20 protein-coding genes are annotated in these 19,710 nt (G+C 65.1%); 13 read left to right on the top strand and 7 right to left on the bottom strand.

Translation table 11 applies throughout. The features are described 5' to 3' along the window. Positions 1-40: 40 nt before the first annotated feature. Positions 41-910, bottom strand: a complete 870-nt coding sequence (locus DU475_RS17360; protein WP_013504066.1) for a 4-hydroxyphenyl-beta-ketoacyl-CoA hydrolase — start codon at positions 908-910, stop codon at positions 41-43. Between the two features lie 318 nt (positions 911-1,228). Here DU475_RS17360 and ykgO point away from each other — a divergent pair, with 318 nt between their 5' ends. The 4 genes from ykgO (at position 1,229) to DU475_RS17380 (ending at position 3,603) form a co-directional block, all read left to right on the top strand. After that, a complete protein-coding gene (gene ykgO / locus DU475_RS17365; RefSeq protein WP_013504065.1) occupies positions 1,229-1,354 on the top strand; it encodes a type B 50S ribosomal protein L36 in 126 nt (41 codons plus the stop codon). Positions 1,355-1,519: 165 nt separating this feature from the next. Then, positions 1,520-2,113, top strand: a complete 594-nt coding sequence (locus tag DU475_RS17370) for a tetratricopeptide repeat protein (protein WP_246700349.1) — start codon at positions 1,520-1,522, stop codon at positions 2,111-2,113. A 123-nt stretch (positions 2,114-2,236) separates the two neighbouring features. After that, positions 2,237-2,665, top strand: coding sequence for an OsmC family protein (locus DU475_RS17375; protein WP_013504063.1), 429 nt, complete (start codon positions 2,237-2,239; stop codon positions 2,663-2,665). 500 nt (positions 2,666-3,165) lie between these two features. Next, positions 3,166-3,603 carry a type II toxin-antitoxin system HicB family antitoxin gene (locus DU475_RS17380; protein WP_164632841.1) on the top strand — a complete coding sequence of 146 codons (438 nt, stop codon included), beginning with the start codon at positions 3,166-3,168 and terminating at the stop codon, positions 3,601-3,603. Between the two features lie 9 nt (positions 3,604-3,612). Here DU475_RS17380 and pyk read toward each other — a convergent pair whose 3' ends face one another. Together pyk and DU475_RS17390 are read right to left on the bottom strand one after the other, a co-directional pair. Further along, a complete protein-coding gene (gene pyk / locus DU475_RS17385) occupies positions 3,613-5,046 on the bottom strand; it encodes a pyruvate kinase (RefSeq protein ID WP_164632836.1) in 1,434 nt (477 codons plus the stop codon). Then, complete coding sequence (locus DU475_RS17390) at positions 5,043-5,636, bottom strand: DUF1036 domain-containing protein (RefSeq protein WP_164632837.1); 594 nt, start codon at positions 5,634-5,636, stop codon at positions 5,043-5,045. Before DU475_RS17390 ends, pyk begins: the two co-directional genes overlap by 4 nt. Positions 5,637-5,829: 193 nt before the next feature. Here DU475_RS17390 and DU475_RS17395 point away from each other — a divergent pair, with 193 nt between their 5' ends. After that, entirely contained in the window at positions 5,830-6,129 is a 300-nt protein-coding gene (locus tag DU475_RS17395; RefSeq protein WP_142883407.1) for a DUF1244 domain-containing protein, read from the top strand. Positions 6,130-6,317: 188 nt separating this feature from the next. Continuing rightward, complete coding sequence (locus DU475_RS17400) at positions 6,318-6,590, top strand: DUF2312 domain-containing protein (RefSeq protein ID WP_013504056.1); 273 nt, start codon at positions 6,318-6,320, stop codon at positions 6,588-6,590. A 135-nt stretch (positions 6,591-6,725) separates the two neighbouring features. On the opposite strand, the gene mepK is transcribed toward DU475_RS17400, so the two are convergent. From mepK to DU475_RS17420, 4 genes are all read right to left on the bottom strand, one after another. Continuing rightward, entirely contained in the window at positions 6,726-8,333 is a 1,608-nt protein-coding gene (mepK, locus tag DU475_RS17405) for a peptidoglycan L,D-endopeptidase MepK (protein WP_164632842.1), read from the bottom strand. Between the two features lie 336 nt (positions 8,334-8,669). After that, positions 8,670-10,886 (bottom strand): L,D-transpeptidase family protein, encoded by a 2,217-nt coding sequence (locus tag DU475_RS17410; RefSeq protein ID WP_164632838.1) that lies wholly within the window; start codon positions 10,884-10,886, stop codon positions 8,670-8,672. A gap of 354 nt (positions 10,887-11,240) precedes the next feature. Beyond that, positions 11,241-12,728, bottom strand: a complete 1,488-nt coding sequence (locus DU475_RS17415; RefSeq protein WP_047308346.1) for a sigma-54-dependent transcriptional regulator — start codon at positions 12,726-12,728, stop codon at positions 11,241-11,243. A 95-nt stretch (positions 12,729-12,823) separates the two neighbouring features. Then, positions 12,824-13,459 carry a TerC family protein gene (locus DU475_RS17420; RefSeq protein WP_013504052.1) on the bottom strand — a complete coding sequence of 212 codons (636 nt, stop codon included), beginning with the start codon at positions 13,457-13,459 and terminating at the stop codon, positions 12,824-12,826. 371 nt (positions 13,460-13,830) lie between these two features. On the opposite strand from DU475_RS17420, the gene DU475_RS17425 reads away from it, so the two are divergent. The 7 genes from DU475_RS17425 to DU475_RS17455 all read left to right on the top strand — a co-directional run. Further along, positions 13,831-15,750 (top strand): M3 family oligoendopeptidase, encoded by a 1,920-nt coding sequence (locus DU475_RS17425; protein ID WP_164632839.1) that lies wholly within the window; start codon positions 13,831-13,833, stop codon positions 15,748-15,750. Positions 15,751-15,832: 82 nt separating this feature from the next. Further along, entirely contained in the window at positions 15,833-16,102 is a 270-nt protein-coding gene (locus DU475_RS17430; RefSeq protein ID WP_013504050.1) for an AbrB/MazE/SpoVT family DNA-binding domain-containing protein, read from the top strand. After that, the gene (locus tag DU475_RS17435; RefSeq protein WP_013504049.1) at positions 16,099-16,482 is read left to right on the top strand and encodes a type II toxin-antitoxin system death-on-curing family toxin; all 384 of its coding nucleotides are present in this window, start codon (positions 16,099-16,101) and stop codon (positions 16,480-16,482) included. The genes DU475_RS17430 and DU475_RS17435 overlap by 4 nt, the downstream gene beginning before the upstream one ends. Before the next feature lie 285 nt (positions 16,483-16,767). Beyond that, positions 16,768-16,920: an aa3-type cytochrome c oxidase subunit IV gene (locus DU475_RS17440; protein WP_011159718.1), complete on the top strand. Its 153-nt coding sequence runs from the start codon at positions 16,768-16,770 to the stop codon at positions 16,918-16,920. 195 nt (positions 16,921-17,115) lie between these two features. Continuing rightward, complete coding sequence (locus DU475_RS17445) at positions 17,116-18,243, top strand: Re/Si-specific NAD(P)(+) transhydrogenase subunit alpha (protein WP_047308348.1); 1,128 nt, start codon at positions 17,116-17,118, stop codon at positions 18,241-18,243. Positions 18,244-18,268: 25 nt separating this feature from the next. After that, on the top strand, positions 18,269-18,592 hold the full coding sequence (locus DU475_RS17450) for a proton-translocating transhydrogenase family protein (RefSeq protein ID WP_013504047.1): 324 nt from the start codon (positions 18,269-18,271) through the stop codon (positions 18,590-18,592). Between the two features lie 13 nt (positions 18,593-18,605). After that, the coding region (locus tag DU475_RS17455) for an NAD(P)(+) transhydrogenase (Re/Si-specific) subunit beta (protein ID WP_164632840.1) at positions 18,606-19,710 on the top strand (1,105 nt) is incomplete at its 3' end.

A 19,710-nucleotide genomic window follows, 5' to 3' on the forward strand; every position in this document is an offset into this window, starting at 1 on the left:
CCTGCCGGACTCTCCCGGGGCGCGGGGAGAGGTGACAAGCTCAGATCCCCAAGAGCTTGCGGGCGTTGTGCTTCAGCACCTTGGGCCGGACTTCGTCGCGGATCTCGAGCTTGGCGAAGTCCGACAGCCAGCGGTCGGGCGTGATCACCGGCCAGTCCGAGCCGAACAGCATCTTGTCCTGCAGGATGGTGTTGATGTAGCGCACCAGGATCGGCGGAAAGTACTTCGGCGACCAGCCCGACAGGTCGATGTAGACGTTGGGCTTGTGGGTCGCGACCGACAGCGCCTCTTCCTGCCAGGGGAAGGACGGGTGCGCCAGAATGATCTTCATGTCGGGGAAGTCGGCGGCGACGTCGTCCATGTACATCGGGTTGGAGTATTTCAGCCGCATTCCCATGCCGCCCGGCATGCCGGAGCCGACGCCGGTCTGGCCGGTGTGAAACAGCGCGATCGCGCCGCCTTCCTGGATCGCCTCGTACAGCGGGTAGGCGAGCCGGTCGTTCGGATAGAACCCCTGCATCGTCGGGTGGAATTTGAATCCCTTGATGCCGTAGTCCTTGATCAGCCGCCGCGCCTCGCGCACGCCGAGCTTGCCCTTGTGCGGGTCGATCGAGGCGAACGGAATCAGCACGTCCGAGTTCTGCCGGGCGATCTCGATCATCTCGTCGTTGTTGTAACGGCGGAAGCCGGTCTCGCGCTCGGCGTCGACCGGGAAGATCACCGCGGCGATCTTCTTGGCCCGATAATACGCCGCTGTTTCGGGGACCGTCGGCGGATGCTTGTTGGGCGAGCCGAAATACTCGGCCATGCGCGCCTGGAAGTCGTCGTAGCCGTCGTCGGCGTGGCAGCCGCACGGCTCTTCGGCATGGGTGTGGATATCGATGGCGACCAGATCGTCGGGATTGAGCATCGGGCGTTTCCTTCGGGCGTTGCTCGCCTTCTTGGCGGCGGAGAATTGATTATGGTCTATAATTATTTTGTTGCGCTGTGAAGCGTTGCGGCGTGTCTCCGCGTGCCGCCGGGCCGACCATTTCGGCGATTTCGGCCGCGCCGCCCGTGGATCGGGCCGAATCTCCCAAACAGCTCGGGATTGGTCGGGCGGATCGATTGACAGGCCGGGAGTCGCTGGATAGATAAATCCCGTCCCGGGCGGTCCGCCGCCGGCGGGCTGTTTTTGTTTTGCATTCCGGCCAGTTGTCACGGCCTTTCAACCAGTCAGGATAGACCCATGAAGGTCCGTAACTCGCTGAAGTCGCTGCTCGCCCGCCACCGCGAAAATCGTCTGGTTCGTCGCAAGGGCCGGCTCTACGTCATCAACAAGACCCAGCGTCGGTTCAAGGCCCGTCAGGGCTGATTGCGACGGGCCGTTCGCGGCTCGCGCTCTATATCTCACGCCGGTGTGACGCGCGCGCTGCTTTGCAGCGCGCTTTGTCGTGTCTACACTGTCCCGATGGCGTTGGTCCTTCGACATTCCTGCTTCGGCTTTTGCGCGTTGACGCTTGCCACGGTGTTTCTGGGCATGCCTGAGGGGGCGCGCGCCCAAGCCCCCGACGGGCCAAAGCACCCATTGGAGAAGCCGCTCGCTCAGCCGCCGGCGCCGCCGGAGAAGCTGCCGCGGGTGCCGACCGACCGCACCAAGGGGCTCGACTTTCTGTTCGGCGCTCTGAAGGCTGCTCCCGACGAGGCCAGCGCCAAGCATGTCGAGGGGCGGATCTGGGCGCTGTGGAACCAGACCGCCAGCGACACCACGGCGCTGCTGATGGCACGCTCCAAAGTCGCGATGGACGCCAAGAACTTCGACGTCGCGGTGAAACTGCTCGACGCCGTGATCAAGCTCAAGCCGGATTATGTCGAAGGCTGGAACCGGCGCGCCACGATTTATTATTTGCAGAACGACTACATGCACTCGCTCGAAGACATCGAGCAGGTGCTGGCGCGCGAGCCGCGCCATTTCGGTGCGCTCGCCGGCCTCGGCATGATCATGCAGGAACTCGGCGACGACAAACGCGCGCTCGACGCGTTCCGCAGGGCGCTGGCGCTCAATCCGCATCTCGACAAGGTGCCGGACCTCGTCAAGACGCTGACGGAGAAGGTCGAAGGCCGCGACATCTGAGGCGCTTCTGCGCCGGTCGCGCTTTGATTCCGGCCGAGCCACCCCACATCCAGGGTCCACCGCGAAGATCGCGCCGGCCGGGTGCCGCGCGGTCGATCATCGGCATCAGCACGGGAGATCCCAATGAGCACGACATCCGGTTCGGCGAAGTGGCAGGGCGGCATCAAGGACGGCAAGGGCGCGATCTCGACCAAGAGCGGCGCGCTGTCCGAATATCCCTATGGCTTCGCCAGCCGGTTCGAAGGCAAGCCCGGCTCCAACCCTGAGGAACTGATCGGCGCCGCCCACGCCGCCTGCTTCACCATGGCGTTGTCGCTGATCCTCGGCGAAGCCAAGCTCACCGCCGAGCAGATGGACACCAAAGCCGACGTCACGTTGGAGAAGCAGGGCGACGGTTTCGCTATCACTGCGATCCATCTGACGCTCACAGCCAAGATCCCCGGCGCCGACGACGCCACTTTCCAGGACTGCGCCGCCAAGGCGAAAGCCGGCTGCCCAGTGTCGAAGCTGCTGAATACCAAGATCACGCTGGATGCGAAGCTGGTGAGCTGAGCGCCGATTCCCTGTCATTCCGGGGCGCCCGCGTAGCGTGCGAACCCGGAATCCAGAGGTTGTTGCACCTCAGGCCCACACCATCTCGAGGTTCCGGGTTCGCGCTTCGCGCGCCCCGGAACGACAAGGCTAGGCGGACTTTGACAATCGGACAAAAATGTCCGATATATTGGTCCTGTCGAGGTCTCGACATGGACAAGCGTGATCGGTTCATCGGTTCATCGGTTCATCGGTTCATCGGTTCATCGGTTCATCGGTTCATCGGTTCATCGGTTCATCGGTTCATCGCTGAGTTGCGGGAAGAGGCCCGTGTGCGGGGGCTGCGCTTTCGCGTCGACTACCGCAAGGGCAAAGGCGGACACGCGATGGTGTTCGTCGGCGATCGCCTGACGACATTGCCGAGTCGAGAGATCGATCCCAAAGACCGCGAGGAAGATACGAAAACACCTGGGTCTTGCAGACTAGTCGGCCGACGGTGGCCACCGAATGAGGATTTGCTGATGAAAACCTACGCCTACGCGGCAGAATTCGAGCCGGGCGATCGGCGCGGCGTCGTCGTGGTGAGTTTTCCTGATGTGCCCGAGGCGATCACTCAGGGTGACGACATGGCTGACGCCCGCGCGCAGGCGGAGGAAGCTCTCGGTCTGGCCCTTCTGAGCTATCCGCAGCGCGGCCTTCCGCTGCCGAAGGCAAAGACCAAGACCAAGGGGCTTATCATGATCGCAGTTGCCCCCGAGGTCGCTGCGAAACTGGCAGTCCTGGAGGCCTTCGCTGAGGCCGGTATCAACAAAAGCGAATTCGCGCGCCGGACGGGCAAAGACGAGAAGGAGGTTCGCCGAATCCTCGATCCACGGCATCCGACCAAGTTGCCGGCAATGGTCGAAGCGTTACGTGCGCTCGGCAAGCGGCTAGTCATCGGAGTCGAAGAGGCGGCTTAAGCCGCCGCCTCACACGTCCGTATCGCTCGGTCCGACATAGGCGATGCGGACCATGTTGGTCGCGCCGGGGGTGCCGAGCGGCACGCCGGCGACGATGATGACGCGCTGTCCGGACTTGGCGAAGCCGTCGCGGAACGCGATGCGGCCGGCGCGGTCGACCATGTCGTCCTGATCCTTGGCGTCCTCAGCCACCACGCAATGCACGCCCCACACCGCCGACAATTTGCGCCCGGTGTGAAGGCTCGGGGTGATCGCCACCACAGGCACCTTCGGCCGTTCGCGCGCCACCCGCAGCGCGGTCGAGCCCGACGAGGTCCAGCAGATGATCGCTGAGAGATCGAGCGTTTCGGCGATCTGCCGCGCCGCCCCCGCGATCGCGTCGCCCGCTGTCGCTTCCGGATCGGGGCGCTGCGACGTCACCACCGAGCGATAGGTGGCATCGCGCTCCACCTCTTCGCCGATCCGGTTCATCGTCGACACCGCTTCGACTGGATATTTGCCGGCGGCGGATTCGGCCGACAGCATGATCGCGTCGGCGCCTTCATAGACCGCGGTGGCGACGTCGGAGACCTCGGCACGGGTCGGCACCGGGCTCGAAATCATCGACTCCAGCATCTGGGTGGCGACCACCACCGGCTTTCCGGCGCGCCGCGCCATCCGCGTCATCTGCTTCTGCAGGCTCGGCACCCGTTCCAGCGGCATTTCGACTCCGAGGTCGCCACGGGCGACCATCAACGCGTCGGAGACGTCGAGGATGTCCTGCAGCCGGTCGATCGCCTGCGGCTTTTCGATCTTGGCCATCACCGCCGCGCGGCCGCGGATCATCCGCTTGGCCTCGACAACGTCTTCGGCGCGCTGCACGAAGCTCAGCGCCACCCAATCGATCCCGGTCTCGCATGCGGCTTCGAGGTCGGCGCGATCCTTGTTGGTCATCGCCGACATCGGCAGGTCGGTGTCGGGCAGACTGACGCCCTTGCGGTCGCTCATCTTGCCGCCGATCACCACGCGCGTGACCGCGCGGTCGCCTTCAGTCTCCTCGCAGATCAGCCTCACCTTGCCGTCGTCGAGCAGCAGCGCGTCGCCGACCTTGAGAGCCGAGAGGATCTCCGGATGCGGCAGATGCACCCGGGTCGCGTCCCCGGGCTCCTTGACCGAGTCGAGGACGAAGCTCGAGCCGTTGTTGAGCTGCACCGGTCCGTTTGCGAACGAGCCGAGCCGCAACTTCGGGCCCTGCAGGTCGACCAGGATGCCGATCGGCCGTCCGTAGCTGCTCTCGACATTGCGGATGGTCTTGACCAGATCCCGCATCTTGTCGTGCGAGGTGTGGCTCATGTTGATCCGGAACACGTCGGCGCCGGCCTCGAACAGCTTGCGGATCATTGCGCTGTCGGAGGAGGCGGGGCCGAGCGTGGCGAGGATCTTGATCCGACGCAGGCGTCTCATGGCTTGGTCCCGGCCTCGCCTGGCGTTCCAGGCGTGGCGGGCGCAGTGCGGCCCTGGGACGGTGGGATACCCGGCAAACCGGGCCCCGGCGCTCCGGGCAATCCGGGCAGTGTCTGCATGTTCTGTTCGTTGCTTTCGGTCAGTTGCACGGTCCAGGCCCGTTGCTCGCCGGTGTCGACCTCGAAGAAGCCGGTGCGGTCGAAGCCGCGCGCCAGGCAGTTCTCGGTGCCCTTGATGGTGAATTCCTTGTCGCGCGAGCACATGAAGGCCTGCCCCGACCATTCGCCGCCACGGTCGTAATCCAGCGCGTAGATGTAATAATAGCGAGCCACCAGCGCGCCGCGCAGCAGCGTCTCGCAGCTCCGCGACGACACGTTCCACCAGCCCTCGGTGGTCCAGCCGTCTACGTCCTTGTAGCCGAGCGCGATTCCCACCCGGCTCGAGGTGTTGTTGCACAGCCGGAAGTCGGCCGCAGCCGGCGCATGGCCGCAGATCAGCGCGCCGATGGCCAGCGCAGTCGTCGCGGCCACCTTGGACCGTGCCGACCGGGACCAGATACGCCGGAGGAGGGGGGAATCTGTGATGATCATGCAGCCAAGCTATACCAAATTGCTGATGATTTCGCGTGACGGAGCCGGCCTGTCAACGGCCCCGCCGGTCCGGCGCGACGCCGGCGGCATCCGGGATGGTGCGGGGCGGAGTCGGCTGTAGCCGCCAGATGTGGCAAAATCCCAGCCCGTCCCCCATCTGGGGAAGATCCGACCAGCCATGGAAGACGAACGCATGGACGACAGCACCCGGACAGAACTGGAAGCGGCGGCGTTTCGCCGTCTGGTGGCGCATTTGCGCGAGCGCACCGACGTGCAGAATATCGACCTGATGAATCTCGCCGGGTTCTGTCGCAACTGCCTGTCGAACTGGCTGAAGGACGCCGCCGAGGCGCAAGGCGTGGCGATGAGCCGGGACGAGAGCCGCGAGGCGGTCTACGGCATGCCGTACGAGACCTGGAAGGCGAAGTACCAGAGCGCGGCCACGCCGGATCAGGTCGAAGCCTTCAAGAAATCGCACCCGCACAGCCACTGACGGGGGCGCCGTCAGGCCGCGCATCAAGGCGCAATTTCGGCGTCGGCGATTTCTGCTGTGGGTCGCTGTGGATCGGCGCGATGCCCCTTGACGGGAGGCGTCGCGGCGAAGAGTGTCCGGCGCAGATGCGGCGCGCGAGGCGACCGCCCCGCCGCTTTTTCCCAATCATTATCTGCCAGGAGTGCACGATGGCCACCTCCGCTGCCGCCGTCCAGGACGATCCCGCGACCAATTTCGCCAAGGACCAGCTTCGGGCGATCATCGAGCGGATCGAACGTCTCGAGGAAGAGAAGAAGACGATCTCCGACGACATCCGCGACGTCTACGCCGAGGCCAAGGGCAACGGCTTCGACGTCAAGGCGCTGCGCACCATCGTGCGGATGCGCAAGCAGGACGCCAACGAGCGCGCCGAGCAGGAGACCATCCTGGAGACCTATATGCAGGCGCTCGGGATGCTCTGAGGCCGGCCCGGCCGAGGCCGACCAGAACCCTGCGCCGTGCCGGCTACGGTTCGGCGGGCCGGCGAAAGCTGGCTGGAAAAGCGAATGCCCGGGATCACCCCGGGCATCGACAAACTCGTCAGATTGAAGACGCGCTCAGCGCGACGCGTCGCCCGGAAATGCCGTGGTGGTCAGTGTGGCGACCGCCGTGCCGCTGAAGGCGTCGGCATAAAGGCCCGGCTGCGGGTCGTCGGCGAAACCCATTCCCAGAGTTGCGTCCGGCTTGACGAAATATCCCGTCAGCAGGGTCATGTCGGGGTCGCCGATCACCATGGCGGCGGTGCCCATCGCCCGCGGCATCAGGATCATGGCGCGAAGCCAGACGTCGTTGTCGCGGCTGCCCGCTGCGGCGAGTCGCGCAGAGGTCGCGATCACCGTCTTGCCCTGGGCCGACGACTTGCCGATCACGCTGTCGACCTTGTTCGATACCGCCGCATGGCGGGAGGTTTGCCCGCGGATGCTGTGGGGGATCGGTGCGCTGGCGGTCACCACCCGTGAATGCCTGCTCTGCGCGTGCTGCGACGCGTTGTCCGGAGTCATCGGCGCATAGGCCAGTGCATTCATGGTCGCCTGATCGGATTTGTCGGCCGCGGCAAGAGCCTGGCGCGCGCTGATCGTGGCGACCTGCGCGGGGCTCGCCTGCTTCGGTGCCACCGGGATGTCGTCCCAGAAACCGCGGGCGTTGATGATATCGGCGGGGGTCTGCGGCTTCGGCTCGGCGGATTTGGCGTCGGCCGGTTTGGCTTCAACCTTCGCGGCCTGCGCCGGGCGCGGCGCCGGCAGCACGACGTCGCCGGCGGAAGCGATCTGGATCGCGGCGGCGGGCTTGGCGCGCGGCATCGGTACCGGATCGCTGCTGGTCGCCTCTGCCGGCTTGACGCCGGCGGCGGCCGCGACGGCGTCGGCGGCCGCGACCTTGATGTCGGCCATCGGCTTGGCGCCGGAGGGCTTGGTCTCGGTCGCGGCTTCATCCTCGTCGTCACGCGACTTGCCGCCGAACAGCGACGCGAGGAAATTGGTCTTGGCCGGGGCGGCGCTGCTGCCGTCGCGGCGGTTCTCGATGTCGGCCAGCGCCAGCTCGTAGCCGCGCAGCGGCTTGCCATTGGACGGCAGGTGCACGGTGCGGCCGTCCGGGAACACGCGGGCGAGCTGGTCGGAGGTCATCCGCGGCCAGTGCCGGACTCCGCCGGTATCGAGGTGGACGAACGGCGACCCGGAGGTCGGATAAAAACCGACGCCGCCACGCTGCAGCCGCAGCCCGGCGAACCGGATTTGCTCCAGCGGAACCCCTGGTATGAAGAAGTCCATCGCGTGCCCCAGCGTATGCTGGCTGTGGCGCGCCACGCCGGAGGAGCGGCGGCGGAGCATGGCGTTGGTGGAGGGGGAGCGGTAGGCGGAAATGATCTGAATCGGCTGTTTGGCGTCGACGTCCCGGTACACTTCCCACAGGATATCGAACAGCCGGCGGTCCATCGTGGTCTTTTCCTGGGATCGCCAGTCGCGCAGGAAGTGGTTGAGTTGCCTCAGCGCGTCTTCGTCATAGCGGCCATTGCGCTTGAAGGTGACGGTGAGGCTCTCGCGGGAATGGGTGTGATGAAACGACAGGGTGCGGCTGTCGCCGACCGCGGACGCATCGTGGACCGAGCCGGCACCGGCGAGCAGCAGGGTCGTGGTCAGGACGGCGCCATAGCCGGCCCTCGACATCGACAGCGATTTGAGACGGCGCGAAAGTGCAGCCAGCACGAAAACAGCCCCACTATTTGTCGACCAACCAACCCTGGCCGCGAACCCCCAGTTCAGCGGGACAGGGTTAACGCGCCGTTGACCCGTACTCAGCGATCCAAAGTTAGCGATCCGGAAACGGCGCCCGTCACCCCAAGTCGATCGTCAACCCTAACCCTCTGACTATGGCGAAATCGAGCCCGTTGCCGCAAACTAGATGGAGGATGGTTAATCTCGGTTAACGCAAACGGCCCGCCTGACGACGGGCCGTGCGTCCATTCGTCGATATTCGGCCGCGCTGTTGCGGCCGAGGCCGGTTCAGCGGGCGTAGACCCGGCGCTGCTGAGCAGCGGACGGCTGCTGTCGCGGCTGCGGGCCCCCGAACAGATTCTCGAGGAACGAGAACGGGTTCGACGAGGGGCCGGCGGAGCCGGTGTAATCCCCGGCGATGCTGACGCCGTTGGGCAGTCGGGTCGGGCGGGCGTAGCCCGGCTGTGCGTGCGCCCCCCCGGTCCCGAGGTTCTTGCCCTTCCCGTTCTCCAGCAGCGCCAGCATGGCGGCGTCACGGCCGTAGATATCCTTGCGCAACTGCAGTTTGCCGTCGTCGTCGACGAATGCCGTCTGATACGTGATGTTGACCGGGATCGGCGTTGCGAATTTCAGGTCGACCTCGCTGCGGCCGTACATCGAACGAATCCTCGCCGGGGTGTAGTTCTTGTCCGGCATCGCGATGTTCAGTAGCGCCGCTGCGTACTGATCCGGGTTCTGCACCCGCATGCAACCGTGGCTGAAGGCACGCTCGTCGCGGCCGAACAGATTCTTGTCCGGCGTGTCGTGCTGATACACCAGGAATTTGTTCGGGAAGTTGAAGCGGATGCGGCCGAGCGCGTTGGCTTCACCCGGAGGCTGCGAGATGTGGATCGAGCCGTCGCGGTTGCGCGACAGCTTCAGGCCCATGCGGTCGAGCACGGTCGGATCCTGCTGCAGCGCCGGCAGATACTCGTTGTTGATGATCGACGGCGGCACGTTCCAGGTCGGATTGACGGTGATGTATTTCATCGTCTCCGTCAGCAGCGGGGTGGCATGCTTTCCGGGCTTGCCGACGACTACGCGGGTCGACCAGACTTGCTCGCCGTTCTGCATCAGCTTCAGCGTGTAGTCGGGGACATTGAGGATCACATAGGCGTCGTCCAGCGCCGGCGCGCCGAGTTGGCGCGGCAGCCAGCGCCAGCGTTCCATGTTGACCAGGATGGTGTCGATGGTGCGATCACGCTTCGGCGTGTTCAGCGCCTTGACGGTGCGGTCGTCGAGTACGCCCGTCGCCTTGAGATCGGCCGAGTGCTGGAATTTGCGCACGGCGGCGGCGACGGCGGCGTCGTAGGTGGCGCTGTCGGTGTTCTCGGTGACGCCGAGGCGGGCGCGGAGCTGCGGCACCCGCGGATCGTCGATCTTCACCTCGGCGCGCTTCTTGCCGGCCGGCTGATAGCGCAGCGTCTCGCCCTCGGCGATCTTGATCGCCGGCTTGTCGCTTTCACCGCGCAGCTCGGCGAGCTTCTTCTTCAGCTCGCGATACAGCTTGTGCGGCGGATTATAGCTGTCCAAGGCCGCCGAGGCGTCGGCGGCGGTCGTGACCGTAGCGAGTACCTGCGCCGGATCGATCGGGTGCTCCGGATACTGGATGTCGGCCGACACCTGCGACCAGTGCATCCGGCCGCTCTGCGCCTGACGCGCATAATCCATCATGCTCTCGGTGAGACGCAGTTCGGCTTCCGCGAGCGTCTCGGGCGAGGTTGCGGACGCGAAGTTCGGCACTGGATAGTCGTCGGGATCGAGACCGTCTGCGGCGGCGTCCTTCAGTCGGGCGATCACACCCTTGGCCGGCGCAGTGAGTGCACCAGCCTTGGTCCACACCGGCGCGTAGTCGCGCGTCTCGTAGAACTTCTCCACCGCGCTGCGTTCGACCTTGCGTTCGAAATAGCGCGACGCGCTCTTGGCGAGCAGATCGCGAAGCTGATCGGCCACCGGCTGATCGGCGACAGCGACCGTGCTTGCCGGCTGCTGCTGCGGTTCGGCCGGTTTGACGGTCGAAGCCTGATCGGCGGCGGGCTTGGCGGGCTCAGCCACGGGCGCGTTGGCGGTTGCGGCAGGAGCCTCGACCTTCGGTTCGCCGGCGGCGGCCGTCGCAGCGTCCTTCGTTTCAGTGTTCTTCGTTTCGGTGTCCTTCGCTTCAGTGCTCTTCGTCGCTACGTCCTTGGACGGCTCGGTGGAGGAGGGCACGGTTGCGCTCGTCTGGTTCTCGCCAGCTCGGGGCGCGGAAGCGGCCGCAGGCGTGGAATCGGGCTTGAAATCACCGATCGTGGGCGGCGGCAGATCGACCGGACTAGGGACGGGAACGGCGGCATCGATTGCGAGATCCGCAGGCGACCGCGCCGGCGACTGCGCCAGAACGGAGGTCGTCGATACGGTGAGGAAGGTCGCCGCGACGGCCATCAGCACGCCTTCGAAACCGCGGCGTCCAGTCGAGTGATCTCGCATTCGTCTACCTCTTGGGAAAGCTGTCCGGCCGACAGTTCTTGGCTTGCGGTTCGTTCTTCGAGGGGGCGGCCCTTCAACGCGCGAGGGCGTGAATGCCGATTCCTCATTCTCCGTGAAGATACACGGGCCCGGTTCGAGCGGCCAGCATCGGCCGGGCGGACTCACGACAAACTGACCTCGAACGCTCTGGTGGCGAACGCGGTTCTGGCTTGTGCCACGGGTCGCCATGGTTGTCTGTCACCATCGCGCCACGGTTCAAAGGTTCCGCGAATCAGCCGGCTGCAGGATCCCGTCCGGTGGCCGTCTTTCGTCCGCCGCCCCCTCAACACGGAGCGGGGCGGTCATCGGTGCGAGCTACCGCCCGTCGGCCTGGCCGGCGCGTTCGGCTTCGATCTCGTCGAGTTTCCGATACAGCGTCGAGCGGCCGATCTTCAGCCGTCGCGCCACTTCGGACATCTGGCCGCGATAATGCGAGATCGCGAACCGGATGATCTCGCGTTCCATCTCGTCGAGCGTCCGCACTTCATCGTCCGCTGTCAGCATCGACAGGTTGCCGGCGGTCGGCAGCGGCGCGATCGGCACTTCGTTTGCCGCGACGAATTGCGGCTCGCTGCGTTCGATTACCAGCGGCTCGCCGTCGATCCCGTCAGCGGGCACCACCGACGGCGCGCTCGCCAGCGGGAAATCGTCGAGGCCGAGCTGGTCGCCGTCGCTCATCACCACCGCGCGATAAACCGCGTTCTCGAGTTGCCGGATGTTGCCCGGCCAGTCGAGCTGCGCCAGCCGCGCCATCGCCTCGCCGGTGATGCCGCCTATGCTGCGCTTCTCTTCGGCGCAGAACCGCATCAGGAAGTGCCGCAGCAGCGGCGGAATGTCCTCGCGCCGCGCGCGCAGCGGCGGGATCGTGAGCGGCAGAACGTGCAACCGATAGAACAGATCTTCGCGGAATCGGCCGGCCTTCACCCGGTCCAGCAACCGGCGGTTGGTGGCCGAGATGATCCGGACATCGACCTTGACCGGCCGGCGTCCGCCGACCGCTTCGACCGCGCCTTCCTGCAGCGCGCGCAGCAGCTTGACCTGGGCGCTCAGCGGCAGCTCGCTGACCTCGTCGAGAAACAGCGTGCCGCCGGAAGCTTCGACGAACTTTCCGTCGTGGCGTTCGGTGGCGCCGGTGAACGCCCCCTTCTCGTGACCGAACAGAATCGATTCGACCAGATTGTCGGGGATCGCGCCGCAGTTGACGGCGACGAACGGCTTGGCGCGGCGGTCGCTGGAGCCGTGAATGGCGCGGGCGAACAGCTCCTTGCCGACGCCGGATTCGCCTTCGATCAGCACCGGGATCGCAGAGCCGGCGGCCTTCTCGGCGGCGCGCAGCACCGGCACCATCGCGTCGCTGCGGGTGATGATGTCGGAAAACGTCAGCCGGCCTTCGCGGGCATGGCGGATGCGCTGCAGCTCACCCTTCATCGCGCTGGCGTTGAGCGCGTTGCGCAGCGACACCTGCAGCCGTTCGATGCCGACCGGCTTGACGACGAAATCGTGGGCGCCGGCGCGCATCGCCGAAACGACATTGTCGATGCCGCCATGAGCGGTCTGCACGATCACCGGGACGTCGATGCCGCTGGCGCGAATCTTCGACAGAACGCCGAGGCCGTCGAGGCCCGGCATCACCAGATCGAGCACGACGGCGTCGATTGCCGGTGAGTCGGGAGCGGTCAGGGCATCCACCGCGGCGTCGCCGCTATCGACCGTGATCGTCTCGTAACCGCACTTCTGCACCATGTTCTCGACCAGCCGACGCTGCACTGCATCGTCGTCGGCGATCAGAATACGCTCGACCATTACTCGCTACTGCCCCAACCCAAACTGTCCCGAATTGGTGCAGGATTGCGACGAATGCGTTAACGCTTGGTGAAAGCGGCGGCAGTTATCCGCTGTTATCCGAACGCGTGCGGCCAGACCTCGAGCGCGCCGCGGTAGATCATGTCGAGCGATACATAGAGGATGATGGCGAGGCCGATATAGGCGATCCAGCGATGCTTGTGCAGGAGCCTCGCGATGAAGGTCGCCGCCATGCCCATCAGCGCGATCGACAGGCCGAGCCCGAACACCAGAATCACCGGGTGTTCGCGCGCAGCGCCGGCGACGGCGAGCACGTTGTCGAGCGACATCGACACGTCGGCCAGCGTGATCTGCCACACCGCTTGAGCCATCGTCTTGGTGGGGGCTCCGCTCGGCGCGCCGCCCTCGCCGTCGATCGCGTCGACGTCCTCCGGAGGGTTGCGCAGTTCCCGCCACATCTTCCAGCACACCCACAGCAGCAGCACGCCGCCGGCCAGCAGCAGTCCGATGATCTGCAAGAGCTGCACGGTGACGCTGGCGAACAGGATACGCAGCCCGGTGGCGACCAGGATGCCGATCAGGATTGCTTTGCCGCGTTGTTGCTGCGGCAGACCGGCGGCGGCCAGGCCGATCACCACGGCGTTGTCGCCGGCCAGCACCAGGTCAATCATCACGACCTGCGCCAAAGCGGCGAGGCCTTCGGGTGTGAAAATGCTGAGGATGTCAGCCATCGGGCGCTCCATGAGCGTCCAGTCCGACATCGCAGTTCTAACGAACTGCCAGAGGGGCCCGGTCCAGGACGAGGTAGGATAATAATGATGCACGGTCGTGATCGGCCGTGCTGGGTTTGCTTACACGGGACAACACCACTGCGACGCGCTGCGGTCAATTGCCGCTCTGCGTTTTTCAGGGCGGCGGCGGAACCCGTGCCGCGCCGAGGTGTCGTATTCCTGCCGCTCGCCTCGATCAAGCTGGCTGGAACGGTGGCGGAGCGCGCAGTCTTGCCGCGGCGCTATCCCGCCGTAGGAAACTGTGACTTGCGAAGGCGGTGACGGAGCTAGTAGCGTTTCGCAAGGCACATCGCACGCGATCTGAAAGCACCATGGCCAAATCTGCGACCTCCCGAACCGCGAAAACCTCCTCCCGCAAGTCCTCCTCCGCCAAATCAGCACCGCGCAAGGTCGTCCCAGGCAAGGCGAAAGCCGGCAAGACCGCGGCTACGGCGGGTCGGAAGGCGAGCGCCAAGCCGGCGAAGCTGCCGGAGTGGAATCTGACGGATCTGTATCCGGCGATCGATGCGCCGGAGGTCGCTGCCGATCTCGACCGGCTCGATGCCGAATGCACCTCGTTCGAAGCCGACTTCAAGGGGCGGCTCGCAGAAGAGACTGCGAAGGACGGCGGCGCGCTGTGGCTCGCCGGTGCGGTCAAGCGTTACGAGGCGATCGAGGATCTGGCCGGCAGGCTGGGCTCCTACGCCGGGCTGGTCCACGCCGGCGACAGCGTCGATCCGGTGAAGTCGAAATTCTACGGCGACGTTTCCGAGCGGCTGACGGCTGCCTCGGTGCATCTGTTGTTCTTCACCCTCGAACTCAACCGCGTCGACGATGCCGTGCTGGAGCGCGCGATGCAGACGCCGGAGCTCGGCCACTACCGGCCGTGGATCGAGGATCTGCGCAAGGACAAGCCGTATCAGCTCGAGGATCGCATCGAGCAACTGTTTCACGAGAAGTCGCAGACCGGCTACGGCGCGTTCAATCGCCTGTTCGACCAGACCATTTCGTCGCTCCGGTTCAAGGTCGGGGCTAAGGAACTGGCGATCGAGCCGACGCTGAATCTGATGCAGGACCGTGCGCCCGCAAAGCGCAAGGCGGCTGCCGAAGCCTTGGCCAAGACCTTTAAGGCCAACGAACGCACCTTCGCGCTGATCACCAACACGCTCGCCAAGGACAAGGAAATCTCCGACCGCTGGCGTGGCTTCGAGGATGTCGCCGACAGCCGCCACCTCGCCAACCGGGTCGAGCGCGAAGTGGTCGACGCGCTGGTGGCCTCGGTGCGCGGCGCTTACCCGAAGCTGTCGCATCGCTATTACAAGCTGAAGGCCGGCTGGTTCAAAAAGAAGAAGCTGCCGTACTGGGATCGCAACGCGCCGCTGCCGTTCGCGGCGACCGGTACGATCGCCTGGCCGGAAGCCCGCAACATGGTGCTGACCGCCTACAAGGCGTTCTCGCCGGAGATGGCACAGATCGCCGAGCGGTTCTTCAACGATCGCTGGATCGATGCGCCGGTGCGGCCGGGCAAGGCGCCGGGCGCATTTTCGCATCCGACCACGCCGTCGGCGCACCCCTATGTGCTGATGAACTATCAGGGCAAGCCGCGGGACGTGATGACGCTCGCCCACGAGCTCGGTCACGGCGTGCACCAGGTGCTGGCCGCCAAGAACGGCGCGCTGATGGCGCCGACGCCGCTGACACTGGCCGAGACCGCCAGCGTGTTCGGCGAAATGCTCACCTTCCGGCGGCTGCTGGCGCAGACCAAGGACCGCAAGCAGCGTCAGGCGTTGCTTGCCGGCAAGGTCGAGGACATGATCAACACGGTGGTGCGGCAGATCGCGTTCTATTCGTTCGAGCGCGCGATCCACACCGAGCGGCGCAGCGGCGAGCTCACCGCGCAGCGGATCGGCGAAATCTGGCTGTCGGTGCAGGGCGAGAGCCTGGGGCCGGCGATCGAGATCAAGCCGGGCTACGAGAGCTTCTGGATGTACATCCCGCACTTCATCCATTCGCCGTTCTACGTCTACGCCTACGCGTTCGGCGACTGCCTGGTGAACTCGCTGTATGCGGTCTACGAGCACGCCCAGGAAGGCTTCGCCGAGCGTTACCTCGCGATGCTGGCGGCCGGCGGAACCAAGCATTATTCGGAACTGCTGGCCCCGTTCGGCCTCGATGCCAAGAACCCCAGCTTCTGGGACGGCGGCCTGTCGGTGATCGCCGGCATGATCGACGAGCTGGAGGCGATGGGGTAGGGCGCGGACACGAATACCGTAAAACATCTGTTGAACGATGTGTGCGCCTCCGTTATACGTAGCGTATAACGGAGGCTTTGCCATGAACGACCAAACCAAAATCGATGTCGAATCCGGCCGAGTTCTCGCGACCGTCGAAGTGAAGAAGATCGGCAATTCGTCGGGGCTGATTTTTCCCAAAGAGCTGATGGCCCGACTGAATCTCAATGTCGGCGATCAGCTTTACGCGACCCTGACGCCGGATGGCGGCGTTCGATTTACGCCTTCGAATCCTGATTTCGAGAAAGCGATGGAAGTCGCCCGGCGCGGCATGAAGCGCTATCACAACGCTCTGGCTGAGCTTGCCAAATGACCGAGCCGTTCTGGCTCACGCGGCAAATGATCGTCGCCATACACGACGAGCAGCTTTCGATTCACGGTGGTGCCGCCGGGCTGCGCGACGAGGGCATGCTTGAATCAGCCCTGGATCGACCGCGTAACAAATGGACGTACGAGCAGGCTGAGCTGCCCGAACTCGCAGCCGCCTACGCCTTCGGCATTGCGCGAAACCATCCGTTCGTCGACGGCAACAAGCGAACCTCGCTGCTGGCGCTCTATACGTTCCTTGGCGTGAACGGCATCGACTTCATCGTCTCTGAGGCGGATGCGGCGGCGATGATTCTCTCCCTCGCCGCCGGCGAAGTCAGCGAGGCCAGCCTCACGCGCTGGATACGTGACAACTGGCCGGCCTGACGCGCTGTCGACGGTCGCGTCGCACTTCGATCGCGCGATCATTTCATCATATCGCGCGGCTGCTCCGCGATGCGGAATAATCAGCCAGCGGTTGTTGCAATCGCCTCGTAAGAGCTTGTTCTAATCGTCTGTTGCGATCACACTGCGCCGGCGATCGGTGACGGCGGGCCTAGACTTTGGAATGAACCCAAACTGGCTAGGCTGACAATTGCTGCAGTGCCGTTGCTCTCGCAATAAGATTGCGCTAAGTGCATCCCCCACTTCCCGAAGATGTCGGAGAGACGAATGGCAGAGCACCACGAGTTTGCCTACACGACTGCCGATGGCAACGACTACGCCGCGCATGAGCAGACCTATGAAGGGTTCATCAAGCTGGTGAAGTACGGCACCGCCGCCGTCATCGTGATCGTCGCCCTCATGGGCATTTTCCTGACTTGATCTGTGCTGGAGTGCGCCGTTACACGCGGCGCTCTCTCGGAGAACGTTCCGGCAAAGTGGAGTCCGGTTTGCCGCCTGGACGTTCTCCAAACAAATAAGTAAGCGCGCATCCCGGTCGCAAAACCGGTCCCACTTTTGCGGGGTGCGTGCATATCTCGCTCGCTCACGCGCGTGCTTCGCGCCGCCGGAGGCTCCATGAAGATTGCTGTTGCCAAAGAACAAGATCCCGCCGAGCCGCGCGTCGCGGCGACGCCCGACACGGTCAAGAAGCTGAAAGCGCTCGGCGCCGAAGTCGCGGTCGAGCCGGGCGCGGGCCTCAAGTCCGGCCTGCCGGATTCCGATTTCACTGCCGCCGGGGCCACCGTATCCGCCGACGCTCTGAAGGACGCCGATGTCGTCTTCAAGGTGAAGCGTCCGGAGGCGTCCGAACTCGCCAGCTATAAGCGCGGTGCGCTGGTGCTGGCGATCATGGACCCGTACGGCAATGACGCTGCGCTGAAGAGCATGGCCGATGCCGGCATCGCCGCCTTCGCGATGGAACTGATGCCGCGCATCACCCGCGCGCAGGTCATGGACGTGCTGTCGAGTCAGGCCAACCTCGCCGGCTATCGCGCCGTGATCGACGGCGCCGAAACGTTCGGCCGGGCCATGCCGATGATGATGACCGCGGCCGGCACCGTGCCCGCCGCCAAGGTGTTCATCATGGGCGTCGGCGTCGCCGGTCTGCAGGCGATCGCCACCGCGCGTCGTCTCGGCGCCATCGTCACCGCGACCGACGTGCGCCCCGCCACCAAGGAGCAGGTCGAGAGCTTGGGCGCCAAGTTCCTCGCGGTCGAGGACGAGGAGTTCAAGAACGCCCAGACGGCCGGCGGCTACGCCAAGGAAATGTCGAAAGAGTATCAGGCCAAGCAGGCCGCTCTGACCGCCGAACACATCAAGAAGCAGGACATCGTCATCACCACCGCGCTGATTCCGGGCCGGCCCGCGCCGCGCCTCGTCACCGCCGAGATGGTGAAGTCGATGAAGCCCGGCTCGGTGCTGGTCGACCTCGCGGTCGAACGCGGCGGCAACGTCGAGGGCGCGGTCCCCGGGCAAATCGTCGAGATCGATGGCGTCAAGATCGTCGGCTACACCAACGTCGCCGGCCGCGTCGCGGCGTCGGCTTCGGCCCTTTATGCGCGCAATCTGCTGAGCTTCTTCGAGACCATGGTCAACAAGGAGAAGGCGCTGGCGGTGAATTGGGACGACGAACTGGTGAAGGCCACCGCGCTGACGCGCGACGGCGCCGTCGTTCATCCGAACTTCCAGCCCAAGTCGGCGTGAGCGCGACCGCTTAAGGAGAGTTGCTATGGAGCATATGGTTCAAGCGGTCGATCCGTTCGTGTTTCGGCTGTCGATTTTCGTCCTCGCCGTGTTCGTCGGCTACTTCGTGGTGTGGTCGGTGACCCCCGCGCTGCACACGCCGCTGATGTCGGTGACCAACGCGATCTCGTCGGTGATCGTGGTCGGTGCGCTGCTCGCCGTCGGCGTGTCGCTGGTCGGCGACGACAACGGTCCGCTGTGGGCGCGCGGCTTCGGCTTCGTCGCGCTGATCTTCGCAAGTATCAACATCTTCGGCGGCTTCCTTGTCACCCAGCGCATGCTGGCGATGTACAAGAAGAAGCAGAAGTGAGTAGGGGCCGTCGATGAACGCCAATCTTTCCGCACTTCTGTATCTGATCGCCGGCGTCCTGTTCATTCTGTCGCTGCGCGGTCTGTCGTCCCCGGCCACCAGCCGTCAGGGCAACCTGATGGGCATGACCGGTATGGCGATCGCCATCGCCACCACGCTCGCCGGCCACCCGCCGGCCGACTTCATCGGCTGGATTCTCGTGATCGCGGGCGTCGCGATCGGCGGCGGCATCGGCGCGGTGATCGCCAAGCGCGTGCCGATGACCTCGATGCCCGAACTGGTCGCCGCCTTCCACTCGCTGGTCGGTATGGCCGCGGTGCTGGTCGCCGCCGGCGCGTTCTATGCGCCGGGTGCGTTCGACATCGGCACGCCGGGCAACATTCACGGCGCCAGCCTCGTGGAAATGTCGCTCGGCGTCGCGATCGGTGCTCTGACCTTCACCGGTTCGGTGATCGCGTTCATGAAGCTGTCCGGCCGCATGAGCGGCGCGCCTATCCTGCTGCCGGCTCGGCACGTGGTGAACATCGCGCTCGGCGTGTTGATGGTCGCGGCGATCGTGTATCTGGTCGCAACCGGCGATCCGATCGCGTTCTGGGTGATCACCGGCGTCGCGCTGCTGCTCGGCATCCTGATCATCATCCCGATCGGCGGCGCCGACATGCCGGTGGTGATTTCGATGCTCAACTCCTACTCGGGGTGGGCCGCGGCCGGCATCGGCTTCACGCTCGGCAATTCGGCGCTGATCATCACCGGCGCGCTGGTCGGCTCCTCCGGTGCGATCCTGTCCTACATCATGTGCAAGGGCATGAACCGGTCGTTCATCTCGGTGATCCTCGGCGGCTTCGGCGGCGAGACCGCCGCGGCCGGCGCCGGCGGCGGCGAACAGCGCCCGGCCAAGCTCGGCTCGGCGGACGACGCGGCCTTCATCATGAAGAACGCGCAGAAGGTCATCATCGTGCCGGGTTACGGCATGGCGGTGGCGCAGGCCCAGCACGCGCTGCGTGAAATGGCCGACTCGCTGAAGAAGGAAGGCGTCGAGGTGAAGTACGCAATTCACCCGGTCGCCGGTCGTATGCCTGGTCATATGAACGTGCTGCTCGCCGAAGCCAACGTGTCGT

The sequence above is a fragment of the Rhodopseudomonas sp. WA056 genome, from assembly GCF_010906995.1.
Taxonomy (GTDB): Bacteria; Pseudomonadota; Alphaproteobacteria; order Rhizobiales; family Xanthobacteraceae; genus Rhodopseudomonas; species Rhodopseudomonas palustris_G.